14 protein-coding genes are annotated in these 14,156 nt (G+C 65.2%); 3 read left to right on the top strand and 11 right to left on the bottom strand.

The features are described from left to right. Positions 1-15 precede the first annotated feature (15 nt). From trbG to AX702_RS06480, 3 genes are read left to right on the top strand one after another with little or no spacing between them, the layout of a single operon-like run. Entirely contained in the window at positions 16-1,032 is a 1,017-nt protein-coding gene (gene trbG / locus AX702_RS06490) for a P-type conjugative transfer protein TrbG (RefSeq protein ID WP_066777681.1), read from the top strand. Then, positions 1,029-2,255 (top strand): TrbI/VirB10 family protein, encoded by a 1,227-nt coding sequence (locus AX702_RS06485; protein WP_066777679.1) that lies wholly within the window; start codon positions 1,029-1,031, stop codon positions 2,253-2,255. The genes trbG and AX702_RS06485 overlap by 4 nt, the downstream gene beginning before the upstream one ends. After that, on the top strand, positions 2,252-2,476 hold the full coding sequence (locus tag AX702_RS06480; RefSeq protein WP_047169902.1) for a DUF2274 domain-containing protein: 225 nt from the start codon (positions 2,252-2,254) through the stop codon (positions 2,474-2,476). Before AX702_RS06485 ends, AX702_RS06480 begins: the two co-directional genes overlap by 4 nt. Positions 2,477-2,488: 12 nt before the next feature. Here AX702_RS06480 and AX702_RS06475 read toward each other — a convergent pair whose 3' ends face one another. The 11 genes from AX702_RS06475 to AX702_RS06425 form a co-directional block, all read right to left on the bottom strand. Then, positions 2,489-2,788, bottom strand: a complete 300-nt coding sequence (locus tag AX702_RS06475; RefSeq protein WP_047169903.1) for a hypothetical protein — start codon at positions 2,786-2,788, stop codon at positions 2,489-2,491. Between the two features lie 31 nt (positions 2,789-2,819). Next, positions 2,820-3,743, bottom strand: a complete 924-nt coding sequence (locus AX702_RS06470) for a LysR family transcriptional regulator (protein ID WP_047169904.1) — start codon at positions 3,741-3,743, stop codon at positions 2,820-2,822. A gap of 33 nt (positions 3,744-3,776) precedes the next feature. Next, on the bottom strand, positions 3,777-4,187 hold the full coding sequence (locus AX702_RS21555) for a DUF2141 domain-containing protein (RefSeq protein ID WP_082746085.1): 411 nt from the start codon (positions 4,185-4,187) through the stop codon (positions 3,777-3,779). A gap of 34 nt (positions 4,188-4,221) precedes the next feature. Then, complete coding sequence (locus AX702_RS06460) at positions 4,222-5,277, bottom strand: patatin-like phospholipase family protein (protein WP_053000409.1); 1,056 nt, start codon at positions 5,275-5,277, stop codon at positions 4,222-4,224. A 92-nt stretch (positions 5,278-5,369) separates the two neighbouring features. Continuing rightward, a complete protein-coding gene (gene phaZ, locus AX702_RS06455; RefSeq protein ID WP_197420513.1) occupies positions 5,370-6,653 on the bottom strand; it encodes a polyhydroxyalkanoate depolymerase in 1,284 nt (427 codons plus the stop codon). Continuing rightward, positions 6,640-7,755 (bottom strand): acetate/propionate family kinase, encoded by a 1,116-nt coding sequence (locus AX702_RS06450; RefSeq protein ID WP_053000411.1) that lies wholly within the window; start codon positions 7,753-7,755, stop codon positions 6,640-6,642. Before AX702_RS06450 ends, phaZ begins: the two co-directional genes overlap by 14 nt. Continuing rightward, the gene (locus tag AX702_RS06445; RefSeq protein WP_066777674.1) at positions 7,752-8,657 is read right to left on the bottom strand and encodes a bifunctional enoyl-CoA hydratase/phosphate acetyltransferase; all 906 of its coding nucleotides are present in this window, start codon (positions 8,655-8,657) and stop codon (positions 7,752-7,754) included. The genes AX702_RS06450 and AX702_RS06445 overlap by 4 nt, the downstream gene beginning before the upstream one ends. A 4-nt stretch (positions 8,658-8,661) precedes the next feature. Next, a complete protein-coding gene (locus AX702_RS06440) occupies positions 8,662-10,122 on the bottom strand; it encodes an efflux transporter outer membrane subunit (protein ID WP_047169908.1) in 1,461 nt (486 codons plus the stop codon). Beyond that, positions 10,119-11,240, bottom strand: coding sequence for an ABC transporter permease (locus AX702_RS06435; RefSeq protein ID WP_047169909.1), 1,122 nt, complete (start codon positions 11,238-11,240; stop codon positions 10,119-10,121). Before AX702_RS06435 ends, AX702_RS06440 begins: the two co-directional genes overlap by 4 nt. After that, complete coding sequence (locus AX702_RS06430) at positions 11,240-12,382, bottom strand: ABC transporter permease (RefSeq protein WP_047169910.1); 1,143 nt, start codon at positions 12,380-12,382, stop codon at positions 11,240-11,242. Before AX702_RS06430 ends, AX702_RS06435 begins: the two co-directional genes overlap by 1 nt. Further along, positions 12,379-14,151 (bottom strand): ATP-binding cassette domain-containing protein, encoded by a 1,773-nt coding sequence (locus AX702_RS06425; protein WP_047169911.1) that lies wholly within the window; start codon positions 14,149-14,151, stop codon positions 12,379-12,381. The genes AX702_RS06430 and AX702_RS06425 overlap by 4 nt, the downstream gene beginning before the upstream one ends. Positions 14,152-14,156: the final 5 nt, after the last annotated feature.

Here is a 14,156-nt window from a genome sequence, read left to right as displayed (position 1 = left end):
GAAGGAGCTGTCGCAATGACCGGCATACCCATCCGACGCGCGGCTACGGCCGCGCTGTTCGTCTCCGCATCCGCGCTTGCCGGCTGCGCCACCACGTCGGCCAGGCCGCCCGTGATCGCTTTGGACGATCCGCCCCCGGCGATTGTGGCGACGCCTGCGGCCGAGCCGGCCCGCGCGGTCGAGATCGTCACAATCCCCCAGCCCTTGCCGCTGCCCGGTCAGTTGAAGCCGGTGACGGAAGGTCCGCGGCCGGCGGAGCCCACCGATCCGCGCCGCCGGGTCGGCGACGCCAACAACGCCGCGCGCATCCAGCCGGTGCGCGATGGCTTCCTCAACGCCATTCAGCAATATCCGTGGACCGAAGGCGCGCTCTATCAAGTATATACCGCGCCCGGCCAGGTGACGGACATCGCCTTGCAGGAAGGCGAGCAGCTCGTCGGGCCGGGGCCGGTCGCGGCCGGCGACACGGTGCGGTGGGTCATCGGCGACACGGTGAGCGGCAGCGGCGCGACCGCGCGCGTGCATATCCTCGTGAAGCCCACCCGGCCGGACCTAGCCACGAATCTCGTCATCAACACCGACCGCCGCACCTATCATTTGGAGCTGCGCGCCACGCCCGCGACCTACATGGCGTCCGTGTCTTGGACCTATCCGCAGGACCAGCTCATCGCATTGCAGGGTCGCAACGCGGCCACCGCCACCGCCGCGCCCGCGGCGACTGGCGTGGACGTGTCCGCCCTCAACTTCCGCTACCGGATCGAGGGCGACCGCGTTCCGTGGACGCCGGCCCGCGCGTTCGACGACGGACGGCAGGTGTTCATCGAGTTTCCGGCCGGAATCTCGCAGGGCGAGATGCCGCCGCTGTTCGTGACGGGCGCGCGCGGTGACGCCGAGCTGGTCAATTACCGCGTGCAGGGCCGCTACATGGTGGTCGATCGCCTGTTCGCCGCCGCCGAGCTGCGGCTGGGCGATCGGCGCACCGAGCAGCGCGTCCGCATCGTGCGCGACGACGGACGGAGGGGGCGGCCGTGAGCGACAGCCATGGTCCGTCCGCAGAGGATCGGCCCGCCCCACAGTCGGCCCGCCCTGATCCGGCCGCGTTCCAGCTCCGCGGCGATCCGCCCCGCGTCATGCGGCTATCCCGTAAGGCGCTTGCCGTCGTCGGCGTTGCCGCCGGACTCGGCATCGGTGGTTCGCTGATCTATGCGCTGCGGCCGCCGGGCGATCGGGCCGCACAGGAACTCTACAACACCAACGGACGCGCCACGGCCGAGACAATCACGTCCGGCCCGAGCGACTACGCACAGGCGCCCCGGCTCGGCCCGCCGCTTCCCGGCGACCTCGGCCGCCCGATCGTGTCGGCGCAGCAGCGCGGCGAGGATGTGCCCGTGCCGCCGATCGGCGCGCATCCCAGCCCGCCCGATCCACGCGCGCAAGCGGCGGAAGCCGCCCGGCAGCGCGCGGCGCAGGAACGCGATGCCGCCCGCACCAGCTCGGTCTTCCTCGGCGGCGGCGGCGGCGGTGCGCGCGCGGGTGCGGAGCCAGTCTCAACGCCGGGCTTGCCGGCGCCTTCCGCGCAGGAACCCGCGCAGCAGGCGGCGCAAGGCGACCAGGCCGGCAAACGCGCCTTCATGGCGCAGGCGGCCAACCAGCGCACGGTCAGCGTCGAGCGGCTGACGGCGCCGGCATCGCCCAACATCGTTCAGGCCGGCAGCATCATCCCGGCTGCGCTCATCACGGGCGTCCGTTCGGACTTGCCCGGCCAGATCACCGCGCAGGTGACGGCGAACGTCTATGACAGCCCCACGGGGCGCATTCTCCTCATCCCGCAGGGCGCGCGGCTGATCGGCGAATATGACAGCGAGATCGCCGCCGGGCAGACCCGCGTTTTGCTCGCCTGGGATCGACTCATCATGCCGGATGGCCGCTCGATCGTTCTCGAGCGCCAGCCCGGTGCGGACGGTGCGGGGTTTGCAGGGCTACAGGATCGTGCGAACCAGCATTGGGGCAATCTGCTCAAGGCCGCCGCCGTTTCGACACTGTTGGACGTCGGCGCAGAGCTGGGCGCAGACAGCGAAGACGACCTGACCCGCGCGCTGCGCCGGGGATCGCAGGACACCGTCAATCAGACTGGCCAGCAGATCGCGCGGCGGCAGCTCAACGTGCAGCCCACGCTCACCATCCGGCCGGGGCATCCGCTTCGCGTGGTGATCACGCGCGACTTGGTGCTTGAACCTATCGGAGCGACACGATGACGAAACTGAAGCTGGGAGCCTTGGCCGATGACCGGCCGGTCAAACTGACGGTTGAGCTACCCGCCACCGTCCACCGCGATCTCGTGGCTTATGCCGCCGCACTCGCGAGCGAGACCGGCGCGGAGGCCGTGACGCCCGAGAAGCTGATCGCGCCGATGGTCAGCCGGTTCATGGCGAGCGATCGGGGGTTTGTGCGCGGTCGGCGCGGCGCGAAGGACTAACCGCGCTAGTGCTCAGTTGCCGAGGAAACGCTTGCGACGCTCGGCGGCATCGACCTTGATGAGCGCCTCTTCGGCGTTCGTGCATTCACCCCCGCGCACCGAACCGTCACGACAGCCGGCGACGACCTGACGGGCTTCGGCGACGTTCGCCACGAAATACTGCGTGCTTCTCGCTTGAGCCGACGCAGGTGCCGCGCCGACCGCGACCGTCTTGTTGGCCGGTGGCATTATCACCGGGCGAAGGATGAATCCGCCGGTGAAGCCAACGACCAAAGTCACCAGCACGATAATGCGTGTCTTGCCCTGCAACATGGCGGATTGCTCCCAGAATTACCCAATTATCCTATTGCAATCTATGCGAAAAATCAAAGGACAGCGCGTAGCGCATCTTGATAAAGCCGAGGAATCTACGAAGCGCCGGGTTGCGATTTTCGTCTCGCCAATAGCCCGCATATCCCGCCAGCGCCGGGCCTTGCTCGCCGTGGATCGGGCGATAGACGAGATCCGGGTAGCGCGCGCCGGTCGAGCCCTCGCAAACGATGCTGACCGCCGACCCACCGCCGAGAATGCTCAGGATCGTCTCGCGGCTGCACTGGTGCATCTGAATGTCCGGGGTGACGCCCGACACGGCCAGACGCCCCAGCAGCATGTCGCGCATTTCCGCGCCCGGATCGGCCGCCGGAAGGTAGAAGCGCTCCCCGCGCAAATCGGTCCAGTGAACGACGTCCCGTTCGGTCAACGGGTGCGTCGCCGGCAGCGCCGCCAGCATCCGCTCGCTCCACAGCGGCTCGCACCGGAAACCGTCATGGCTGGTCGCGCCCATCAAAATCGCGATGTCGATCTCACCGGTGTCCAGCCCGGCAAGAAGAACACTGCGGTCGGCCTCGACGCATTGCACCTCGACATCGGGATTGGCGTCTCGCCAACTCATCATGGTCGCGCGCAGGTTGCCTGCCGAGACCGAGCTATTATGCCCGAGCATAAGCCCACCCGCCCGGCCTTGTCCGGCAGCGCGCATCATCGCCACCAGCTTGTCGGCAGTCGCCACCATCGGCTTCGCGCCGCGAATGAACGCAGTGCCGGCAAGCGTCATCCTGACACCGGCCCGCGAGCGCTCAAAGATCGGCATTCCAATCGAGCGTTCTAGCTTTGAGATAGCGCGGCTCAGCGTCGACTGCTCGACATCGAGAGCGCGGGCTGCGCGATAAAAGCTGCCGTGATCGGCTGCGGCGATTGCGTAACGGAGCTGCCGAATATCAAAGGCCATGGTATGGAGTTGCGACTGGAGTTCGCATACTGCCTACTCAGACAATCTTATCGTGGAAGGCAGGCCAGGATGGCTAAAAACCGCGTCTGCAAAGGCAGGCTTACCGAAGCGAGGCTTTTTGCCTGAAACCCCAATCGGCTCGCGTGGAATACCAAGGAGGTTGGTATCGATCTTGCCATTTGCATTGGCGTCGAGCGCTACGGAGAGTGCGTAACGGCCCTCCGGCACATTTTGGAAGCGCACCACGGTGCGGCCCTTGCTGACCGTCACCGTCATTTGGCGAAAAGGCTTACCCTTCTGACAATTCGGAAAACCGGCTTTGTCCTTCCACAAGCAAACTGTCGCCTGGCCCAGTTTATCGGTTTCGATCGACGCGACCAATTCTGGCGATGGCGAAACCGCCCCGGTGAGCATCGTGAGAATCGGTAAAGCTACGTATTTCATGATTGGATCTCCGTCGATGATGGGCGATCGCGGCCTATGATCGGCATTGTCGGCTTACGCCGGCCTCTCGGCCGATCGCGAACAAGCGCTGCATGTCTCTACGGTCGAACATGTCGGCCGACGGCGGATCCGAATCTGGCGGGATAGCCTCAATGCAGAGCCGCAATTTTGTTTGACGCGCAAAGGCTTGATAACTGCTGACCGCCCGTCGATCCCCGGCACCAATCACGGTCTCAAGCGCTCGCGCGATCACGTTGAACGCACTTGCTTCCACGCGCTCGTACCGCGGCGAAAGCACTCCATTGTAAAGCAGCGTCATCTCTGGGTTTACTGTTGTGGCAAGGCCCTCGGCGTTTTGCGTGGACAGAAGAGAATCTGGGATAACGAAAACACTGTTTGTCGTGCCCCCATCGACATGCATTTCATCGAATATTTGACCACCGCTACGCACTTGGATACGGACCGGCGGAAAGACGCCGGGGATGCTTGCGGAGGCCAGCAGCACATCGCGGATCAGCTCGACGCGGCCCGGCGCTCCGCTCGCGGCGATCTCGCCGAGATCCCATATGGTGCCGCGCTGCGCGTCGAGGTTTGTCGTCATGACAAGCAAACGTCGGCCATTGCGATGTGCTTTGGCGATGTTATCGACGAGTTCATCGGTGACGTGTCGTGCGATCAGGCGCGCCAGAGGTCTGGTATCGGCGAAGCTTGGCCCGCCCAGCACTCCGCGCAGCGGCGAGCGTCTGAAGATGTCCTTGGCGTCGACATCTGTGTAGAGGAGTCGCAGAACGTCGTCCTCGGTTTCACCGATGAACGCGAAAGGCGCAATCAGCGCCCCGGTGCTCACCCCCGTCACCAACGCAAAGGCGGGTCGTGTCCCCGAGGCGGACCAGCCGTTCAGATACCCGGCTGCAAAGGCACCCTTATCCGAGCCGCTCGATATCGCCAGCATGGCGAGTGAAGACTGCGCGCCGGTTTGCGACCGCTCCGTGAGCCATTTCATGCGCCATGCCGTCCAGCTCTCCGCAGGGCCGTCCGACCAGTAGCGAACCGTCGCGTCATAACCGGGAACGACCGCTATGGCTTGCATCTCGGCTGTCGCCGGTGCGCGAGGTATGGTCGCGCATCCGCCGAGTGCAAGCGCACCAGCGACAGCCAGTGCGCCTAGCGACTGCGGCCTTCTCACGCCTCGCCCTCATGGAAGGCGCAAAGCTCAGGCACGATCTCACGTCGAAATTTCGACCCGCTGAACAAGCCGTAATGACCTGCGTCTTTAAGAAGATAATGGCGCTTGCACTTCGGGGGCAGCTCGCTGGCGAGCTCAAGGATCGCCGAAGTCTGACCCAACCCCGTGATGTCATCGCGTTCGGCCTCAATGGCCAGGATGGGTGTGCGTGTGATTGTCGTGAGGGAGACAGGCGTGCCGCGAAAGCGAAAGTCACCCTTGGCAAGCGCGTTGCGCTTGAAGACTCGCTCCACCGTTTGAAGATAGAACTCGGCGGTCAGGTCCATGGTGCTGAGAAACTCACCGTAGAAGCTGTCGACCTTTTCGGCCGCATCAAAATCGCCGTCAGCAAAATGGGCGATTGCATCACGCGCGGACTTCTCGTGCCTCTGCGGATTCATGGCGACGAACGCTGTCAGTTGAAGGTAGCCGGGATAGACGGCGCGGTTGGCACCTGGAAAGCGGGCCGGAACCGTGGTGATAAGCGTATCGGTGAACCAGTCGCTATCATGTTCGGAAGCGAGACGATTGACCTCCGTGGGAGAGCGGGACGTATCGATCGGGGAACCGAGGACTGTCAGGCTGGCCGGCAGGACGACGTCGCTCGTGGTCGATGATTCTAGGATTGCTGTCGCGGCGACGGCGGGTACGCCTGCCTGGCAGACAGCAACGATATGCGTGGTCGGTCCAAGCTTTTGAATATGCCCGATCAGTAGATCGATGTAGTCGTCCAAGTCGAATCCGCCATCGTGAATGGGGACATCGCGGGCATTGGACCAGTCGGTCACCACGACCGAATAGCTTGGCAGCAGGTCGCGGACGGTCTCGCGTAACAGGGTCGCATAATGACCCGCCATTGGCGCGACGAGCAGGATTGTCGGAGCATCGGACCGGCCGATAAGGTCGAAGCGGAGCAGGCGGCAGAATGGGCGTTCTTCGACGACCTCCTCGCGCACGGCGTGGGCAGTGCCATCAACATCGACCTCAACAATTCCGAACGCCGGCTTTTCTCTTGCCTCCGTCAGCCGACGTAAGACGGAGAGGCTAGCCGAAGTCGCGCGCCGGACCGTAAGTGCGGGGGGATCGAAGCCAAGCGCCCTTGGCAGCGCGAGCCAAGGCGGGAGTGTATTGCGATCGTCGAGCCCACGAGCGAACGCCCCGAGCACTGCCGATGGCGCGCGCCAAGCTTGCTGCCAAGTATCGATCCAATCATACATGTTCATAGGGTTAGGGTAGGCCATCGTCGTGCTCCTCCGGCATGGATCCCTGCGCTTCGAGAACCGCGCGCGCGCCATCGGCCAAAACGGCCTCCTCATCGGTCTTGAGGCGCAGCGTTTCAAAAGGCGGAAAGAAGTTCAGTCGCGAAGCCACGGCGTCGCCGACTAGGATGTCATTGCTCCCTATGCCCCCGGTCAGAACGAGCGCCTGCATCCCGCCCATTGCAACGCTCATAGCCGCAGCGGCCTCAGCAACCCGCGCAGCGAATACGTCGATCGCGAGGTCTGCCTCTGGAGTGCCAGCCGCGCGCATTGCGCGCAGGTCTCCACTCGTATTCGAAAGTGCGGCGAGTCCAGATTTGCCGTAGAGCATCGCTTCGATCGTCTCGACGTCAGATCGTCGAACAAGGTCGAGCACGACGCCGGGGTCTAGGCTGCCGCTCCGCGTCGTCATCGGCACCCCGTCGAGCGCGGTCAGACCCATCGTCGTCGCGATGCTCTTGCCGTCGTGCAACGCACAAAGGCTGGAGCCGCCGCCAAGATGGGCGACCACGACCTTTCGTAAATCCGGCCTTGTCGCCGCGAGTTGCATGGCGATCGATTGGAAAGACAGTCCGTGGAACCCGTATCGCCTATACCCGAGCGCGCGCAGCCGCTCGGGTAAGGGCAGCACATGGTGCAAGGCCGGGATCGTCTTGTGGAACGCGGTGTCGAAACACCCGATGTTGATCGCTTCTGGCAGGACGGATCGTACGGCCTCGATCAAGTCGAGCGCCGGTCCTTGGTGCTGCGGCGCGAAGCGAGCGAAGCTCCTCAGTCGCTCCACGGCGTCGTGATCGAGCGCGCACGGGTGGACATAACTGTCGGCACCGTGGACGATCCGGTGCGCGACGGCCACGGTGTCAAACGCGGAGTGCGCGGTTGACGCTCGTTCGAGCACCTTGATCGCTGCTTGGTCTATCTCGCCATCGACCTGTTCGCGGCGGTCACCGGTTTGCAGAGTCCAAACGTCGTTAGCGCGTACCGCTTCGGCAGCAAACAAAACGCGATCTTCACGCTCGGCCGTTCGCAAGGTTGCCTTCAAACTGGTCGAACCCGCGTTGAGCGTCAGGATCGCCGCTCTCACTCGCGTCGCCCCGGATCGCCCGCGAGTACCGCCAAAGCGCATGACAGCAGGCGTGCGCGTTCGCCATCGGCGCGGCTTGTCAGCGCGATCGGAACCCGTGCACCGAGCACGATCCCGCACGACTCCGCGTCACCGAGAAAGGTCAGCTGCTTGGCGAGGATATTGCCGGCCTCAAGGTTCGGCACCATCAAGATGTCAGGGTCGCCGGCGACGGCCGATACAATCTCCTTCTGCTTTGCTGCTTCGGCCGAGATCGCGTTGTCGAACGCCAGTGGACCATCGACAATGCACGACCCGAGCTGGCCTCGGTCCGCCATCTTGGCGAGCGCCGCCGCTTCGACGGTTGCCGGCATATCAGGCGAAACCGTCTCGACCGCCGCCAGCGCCGCGACCTTGGCAGGTCGGTCTTCGCAGACGAGTTTGGCAAAGAGATCGACGGCGTTTCTGACGATGTCGGCTTTGTGATCCAGCGTAGGGGCGATGTTGACCGCGCCGTCGGTGACCAGGAAGAGCTTGTGATAAGCGGGGTCATCGAACACAAAGACGTGGCTTAATCGCCGGTCGCTTCTCACCTTTGGGTTGGCGAGCACCGCCCGCAGCAGTTCATCTGTATGGAGCGAGCCCTTCATGAGCGCTTGAACCTTGCCGTCGGCGACCATTGCGCACGCTTGCTCGGCCGCCTCGTGGCTGTGCTCGACATCGACGCACATCCAGCCGTTGAGATCGACGCCGGCCTCGTCCGCCGCTGTATCGATCCGCTTCGTCGGCCCGACGAGCACGGGTTCGATTAGTCCGGCCCTGAACGCCTCGTCCGCCGCACTGATGGCGAGCGCGGAAGTCGGATGCACGATCGCCATGCCGATCGCACCGCGCTCGGTCGCGCGGGCAAGCAGCGCATCCATTCGCTTATCGCTGGACACGAGTAGCGGCCCCAGCATCGGCTTGGGCAACCGTAGCGACCTGCCATCCGCCGCCGAGCGCCTTGTCGAGGCTGACAGCGTCAATGATGACGACAGCCTCCGCCTGAGCGAGGCGATCGTCGAGGGCGGACACTTGGCGTTGAACGTCAAGCACGTCGGTGAGGCTCGCTTCGCCCGCCCGGTAGCGCAGGCGGGCGAGTTCGAGGGTTCGCGTCAAGCGGGTTCGCGCCGACAGAAGACGCTCGGCACGCTCGCGATCCTGTCGATAGCGCAGCAACGCCGTTTCGACATCCGACAGCGCGCGAACGACGGTCTGGTTGTAGCTTGCGAGGTTCTCGTCAACGAGCGCCTGCTGGCGACGGACAACTGCGCGGCGACGCCCTCCGTCAAAGATCGGTAGCGAGAAGCCGGGGACGAGCGAGCCATAGCGGCTAGCGCTATCGAACAGGTCGCCGATGCTCAGTGCTTCCAGCCCGAGTGTGCTGGTCAGTGAAAAGCGCGGATAGAGATCGGCGACCGCGACCCCGGTGTCGGCGGTGGCGGCGGCCAGTTCGCGCTCGGCACGTCGGATGTCGGGACGCCTACGCAGCAGGTCCGACGGCAGGCCGACGGGGACGTCGGGCGCCCGCAGCGCCGAGGTCGGCGACGCGGCGATCAGCGCCTCGGCGCCGCCGGGTTGCGCACCCAGCAGCACGTCGAGGCGATAAAGTGCGGCCTTCGCATCGGCGACGAGCGGCGGCAGCGCGGCGGCGCTCTCCTCGGCAAGGCTTTCGACGCGCTGGACCTCGGACTGCGCTTCTTCGCCGGCCCGCGCCAGACGGTCGGTGAGGTCGGCGGTCTGGCGTGCAGCGGCGAGGGTTTCATTGGCGATGACGATGCGGCGCTGCGCCGCTCGATAATCGGCATAGGCCCGCGCCACATCGCCGGCGACTCGGACCAGCGTGTCGTTGCGCGCCTCGGCCACCGATCCCAACCGCGCCTCTGCGGCCTCGACCTGGCGGCGATTGCGTCCGAACAGGTCGAGTTCCCAGCTCGCGTCGAAGCCGGCGCGATAGACGGTGTAGTCGAGGTCGGGCTCTACCAGACCGGTCGGAATGTTGGCGAGCTGTTCGCCGTTCTCGCTCAATCGACGAACTGTCGTCGATCCCTGGCCATTGAGCTGCGGGAGCTGGCCGCCGCGTGCTTCGTCGGCGCGCGCGCGGGCCTGCGTGATCCGCGCCTCGGCGATGGCGACGTCACCGTTGGCCGAGATCGCGCGATCGACGAGGGCTACGAGGGCGGGGTCACCATAGCGTTCCCACCAGCGATCGACGGGCTGGGCGATAGTGGCCGACGACGCTTCGCGGAAGGCGGGCGGCACAGCTCCGACGGGCGCACGATAGTCGGGGCCGACCGTGCAGCCTGCGAGCACGCCGGGCAGCAAGCCTGCGAGTACGAGCTTCCTCACGCGGTTCCTCTCCGAAAGATGACATAGGCGGTGGTGAGCGTCAGGACCGCGATCAGCGCGATCGGCCAGAGGCTGGGGAACAGCGCGACGAAGCCGCTTCCTTTCAGGAACACCCCCTTCACAACGACGATGAAGTGGCGGAGCGGGTCGATCCAGCTCACCCATTGCAGCCACACCGGCATATTGGCGACGGGCGCGATGAAGCCCGACAACAGGATCGCGGGCATCATGAAGGTGAAGACGCCGAGGAACGCCTGCTGCTGGGTGGCCGAGATCGCCGAGATGAACAATCCGAACCCGCACAACGCGATCGCGTAGAGCAACATCCCGACGTAGAGCACGAAGAGCGATCCGGTGAACGGCACGCCGAACAGATTGATGGCGATAATGGTTATCGCGGTCGCCTGGACGCAGGCGATGATGACCGCCGGGATCATCTTGCCGAGCATGATGAGCGCGGGCGAGAGCGGCGAGACCAGCACTTGGTCGAGCGTTCCCTGTTCGCGTTCGCGCGCGACCGACAGCGCCGTCGTGATGAGCGCACCGATGGTCGTCATGATCGCGACCATGCTGGTCACGATCACCCAGCGCCCTTCTAGGTTGGGATTATACCAGTTGCGCACGACGACCTGCGCGCCGCCTCTGGCGAGCGGGCCGCGGGCGGAGGCATCGGCCGCGATCTCAGCGCCATAGCCACGGATGATCTGATCGACATAGCCCTGCGCGAGCTGGGCGCTGTTCGAACGCCGCCCGTCGCCGATGACCTGGACCGACGCAGTTTCACCGCGCGCGATGTCGCGCGAGAAGCTTGGCTGGAAGCGCAGCGCGAGCAACACCTGCTGCCGGTCGATGAGATCGCGCAACTCGCCCTCGCTTTCGACCTGACGCACCTGCCCGAAAGCGTCCGCCGCGCCGAGGCGCTGGACGATCTCGGTTGCCGCCGCACCGCTGTCCTGATTGAAGACCGCTACCGACGCATTGCGCACGTCGAGCGTCGCGGCGAAAGGGAACAGCAACGTCTGAAGCATCACGGGCATAACGAGCAGCCGAAGCGCGGCCGGATCGCGCAGGATCGCCTGCAGCTCCTTGATGACGAGGGTGCGCAGCCGGTTCCACATCAGTCGAGCGTCCGCTTGGTCTTGATCACGGTCAGGGTCAGGAAGATCGCAGCGATCAGCGCCAGCGCCATCGCGTTGAGCCAATACAGCCGACCGGCGTAATCCGACTGGAACAGCGTCTGGAGGATTGTCACGAAATAGCGGCCCGGCAGGATCGAGGCGATTACCTGCACGGGCCTCGGCATGCTGCCGATCTCATAGACGAAGCCCGAGAGCATCATCACCGGCAGGAAGGCGGCGTTGAGCGCGGCCTGTGCCGCGTTGAACTGGCTGCGGATCGCGGTCGAGAGGAGCAGGCCCAGCCCCAGCGCCGTGCCGAGGAACAGCGCCGTCGCTAGGAACAGCAGCACGAGCGAGCCGCGAAACGGCACGCCGAGAACCAGCGTGGAAATGATGAGGCAGATGGCCATCGAAACCATCCCAAGGCCGAAATAGGGGATGATCTTGGTCAGCAGCAGCTCGACCCGCGTGATCGGCGTCGAGAGCAGCGCCTCCATCGTGCCGCGCTCCCACTCGCGGGCGACGACGAGCGAGGTCAGCAGCGCGCCCACTACGGTCATCACCACCGCGATCGAGCCGGGCACGAGCGAGTTGCGGCTGATCGTGGCGGGGTTGAACCAATAGCGCGGATCGCTGCCGAGGCCGCCGCGCTCGACTGCCCCATCGCCCTGGTTGCGCTGCTCGCGCCAGACCGCCATCGCGCCAGAGACATAGGCACTGACGAAGGCGGCCGTGTTGGGATCGGTGCCGTCGGTGACCGCCTGGACATCGCCGGTGCGGCCGCGCGCCACGGCTTTGGAGAAGCCATCGGGAACGACCACGAAGCCGCCGACTTCCCCCCGATCGAGACGTTCGGCGGCCCCCGTGCGGTTTCCTAGATATGTGACCTCCAGATAGGGTGAGCCATCCAGCGCGGCGACCACGTCCTGCGCCGCCGCCCCCGAGTCCTCCACCACCACCGCGATCCGGGTCACGCCCGTATCGAGGTTGAGGCCGTAGCCGAACAGGAACAGCATCAGCAGCGGCATCAGCCCGGCGATGAGCAGGCTCGACGGATCGCGCAGCGTCTGCACGGTTTCCTTGCGCACCAGCGCGAGCAGTCGCCGGTATGATACGCCGCCGGTGGCGGATGTGGCGCTCATGCGGCCTTCCTTTGCGCATCGTCCTCGCGGTCGGCGCGCTCGACCAACTCGATGAAGGCCTCCTCCATAGACGGGTCGTCATTCTCGTCGGTGGCGGCATCGGCGCGCAGGTCGTCGGGCGGGCCGCTGGCGATCAGCTTTCCGCGATAGACGAGGCCGATCCGGTCGCAATATTCGGCCTCGTCCATAAAATGGGTCGTGACCATCACCGTCACGCCCTTTTCGACGGCGCCGTTGATGTGGGTCCAGAACTCGCGCCGGGTCAGCGGATCGACGCCAGAGGTCGGCTCGTCGAGGAACAGGACCGAGGGGTCGTGCATGATGGCGCAGGCGAGCGCGAGCCGCTGCTTGAAGCCGAGCGGCAGCGCGTCGGGCGACATCTTGAGGTATTTTTCGAGTGCGAAGGCGTCGATCATCGCGTCGATCCGTTCGCGTCGATTGCGACCTTCCAGCCCGTAGATGCCGGAAAAGAACTCCATGTTCTGGCGCACCGACAGCGTGCCGTAGAGCGAGAATTTCTGCGCCATATAGCCCAGCCGCTGGCGCGCCTCCCCCGGCGAGCGTTTGAGGCTGTAGCCGAGCACCTTGGCCTCGCCTTCGGTCGCCTTCAGCAGGCCGCACAACATCTTGAACGTCGTCGATTTGCCCGCGCCATTGGGGCCGAGCAGGCCGTAGATCTCGCCGCGCTTCACCTCGAAGCTGACATCGTCGGTAGCGGCGAAGTCGCCGAATTTCTTGGTAAGGTTCTTGGCTTCGATCACGACGTCGCCGGCCTTGTCGTCGTCACGCGCGTCAGCGTCCTTCAGGAGCTTGGCGACCACGGACTCGCCGCCCGGCCCACCTCCAAGCAGGTCGATCACGGCATCCTCCAGCCGAGGCTTGACCTCGTCGAGGCTCGCCCCGTTTCCGGCCTCGACCTGGCTCAAGTCGAGCGGTTTCTCCTTTTCCTTGAGCACCACGCGCACCGCACGCCCCTGAATCACGCCATCGACGACGCGGTCCGACCCCAGCGCGCGCTTGAGCACCTGTCGGCGGTTGCCCTCGATATTGCGGATGAGACGGCTGCGCCCCTGCATCCGCTCGGCCAGTTCATCGGGCGTCCCGCAATACAGCGGCTTGCCCTTGTCGAGCAGAATGACCTCGGGGCAGCGCTCGGCCTCGTCGAGATAGGCGGTCGACCAGACGATCGTCTTGCCTTCGCCCGCCAGGTCGCCGACCATCTTCCAAAGCTCGCGCCGCGAGATCGGATCGACCCCGACCGAGGGTTCGTCGAGCAACAGCACCCGCGGGTCGCCCAGCAGCGTGCAGGCCAGCCCCAGCTTCTGCTTCATGCCGCCCGAGAGCTTGCCCGCGCGGCGCTCGGTGAAGCGCTTCAAATCGGTGAAGTCGAGCATCCGCTCGAAGGTTTCGTCGCGCTTCTCGGTCTCGACCCCGCGTAACTCGGCGTAGAGGTTCAGATTTTCGAGGACGGTCAGGTCTTCATAGAGGCCGAACCGCTGCGGCATATAACCGAGCCGCTGGCGCAACTCGTCGCCTTGCGCCGTCGGATCGAGCCCGTCGACGCTCAGCGTTCCGCTGGTCGGCGCGAGCAGCCCAGCAATCATCCGAATGAGCGTCGTCTTGCCCGCACCATCGGGGCCGACCAACCCGGTGATGATCCCGGCCTTGATTGTCGCGGTCAGGCCATCGACGGCCACGACTTCATCGTCCCCCTTGCCGAAACGTCGGACAAGGTCTTTGAAGGCGATGGCGTCGGCTTTCCCGGCCATGGCCA

Origin of the sequence: Sphingomonas sp. CCH5-D11, from assembly GCF_001557395.1 — a bacterium.
Taxonomy (GTDB): domain Bacteria; phylum Pseudomonadota; class Alphaproteobacteria; order Sphingomonadales; family Sphingomonadaceae; genus Sphingomonas.
Note: the sequence above shows the minus strand (reverse complement) of the source record. Positions and strands in the feature narration are given on the sequence as shown.

Bases quoted from the DNA above. Each gene is read 5' to 3' on its own strand.
- AX702_RS06430 (WP_047169910.1), bottom strand. From the start codon at position 12,382: ATGAGCGCCACATCCGCCACCGGCGGCGTATCATACCGGCGACTGCTC.
- AX702_RS06435 (WP_047169909.1), bottom strand. From the start codon at position 11,240: ATGTGGAACCGGCTGCGCACCCTCGTCATCAAGGAGCTGCAGGCGATC.
- phaZ (WP_197420513.1), bottom strand. From the start codon at position 6,653: ATGGCCTACCCTAACCCTATGAACATGTATGATTGGATCGATACTTGG.
- AX702_RS06425 (WP_047169911.1), bottom strand. From the start codon at position 14,151: ATGGCCGGGAAAGCCGACGCCATCGCCTTCAAAGACCTTGTCCGACGT.
- AX702_RS06470 (WP_047169904.1), bottom strand. From the start codon at position 3,743: ATGGCCTTTGATATTCGGCAGCTCCGTTACGCAATCGCCGCAGCCGAT.
- AX702_RS21555 (WP_082746085.1), bottom strand. From the start codon at position 4,187: ATGAAATACGTAGCTTTACCGATTCTCACGATGCTCACCGGGGCGGTT.
- AX702_RS06460 (WP_053000409.1), bottom strand. From the start codon at position 5,277: ATGCAAGCCATAGCGGTCGTTCCCGGTTATGACGCGACGGTTCGCTAC.
- AX702_RS06445 (WP_066777674.1), bottom strand. From the start codon at position 8,657: ATGGATGCGCTGCTTGCCCGCGCGACCGAGCGCGGTGCGATCGGCATG.
- AX702_RS06475 (WP_047169903.1), bottom strand. From the start codon at position 2,788: ATGTTGCAGGGCAAGACACGCATTATCGTGCTGGTGACTTTGGTCGTT.
- trbG (WP_066777681.1), top strand. From the start codon at position 16: ATGACCGGCATACCCATCCGACGCGCGGCTACGGCCGCGCTGTTCGTC.
- AX702_RS06480 (WP_047169902.1), top strand. From the start codon at position 2,252: ATGACGAAACTGAAGCTGGGAGCCTTGGCCGATGACCGGCCGGTCAAA.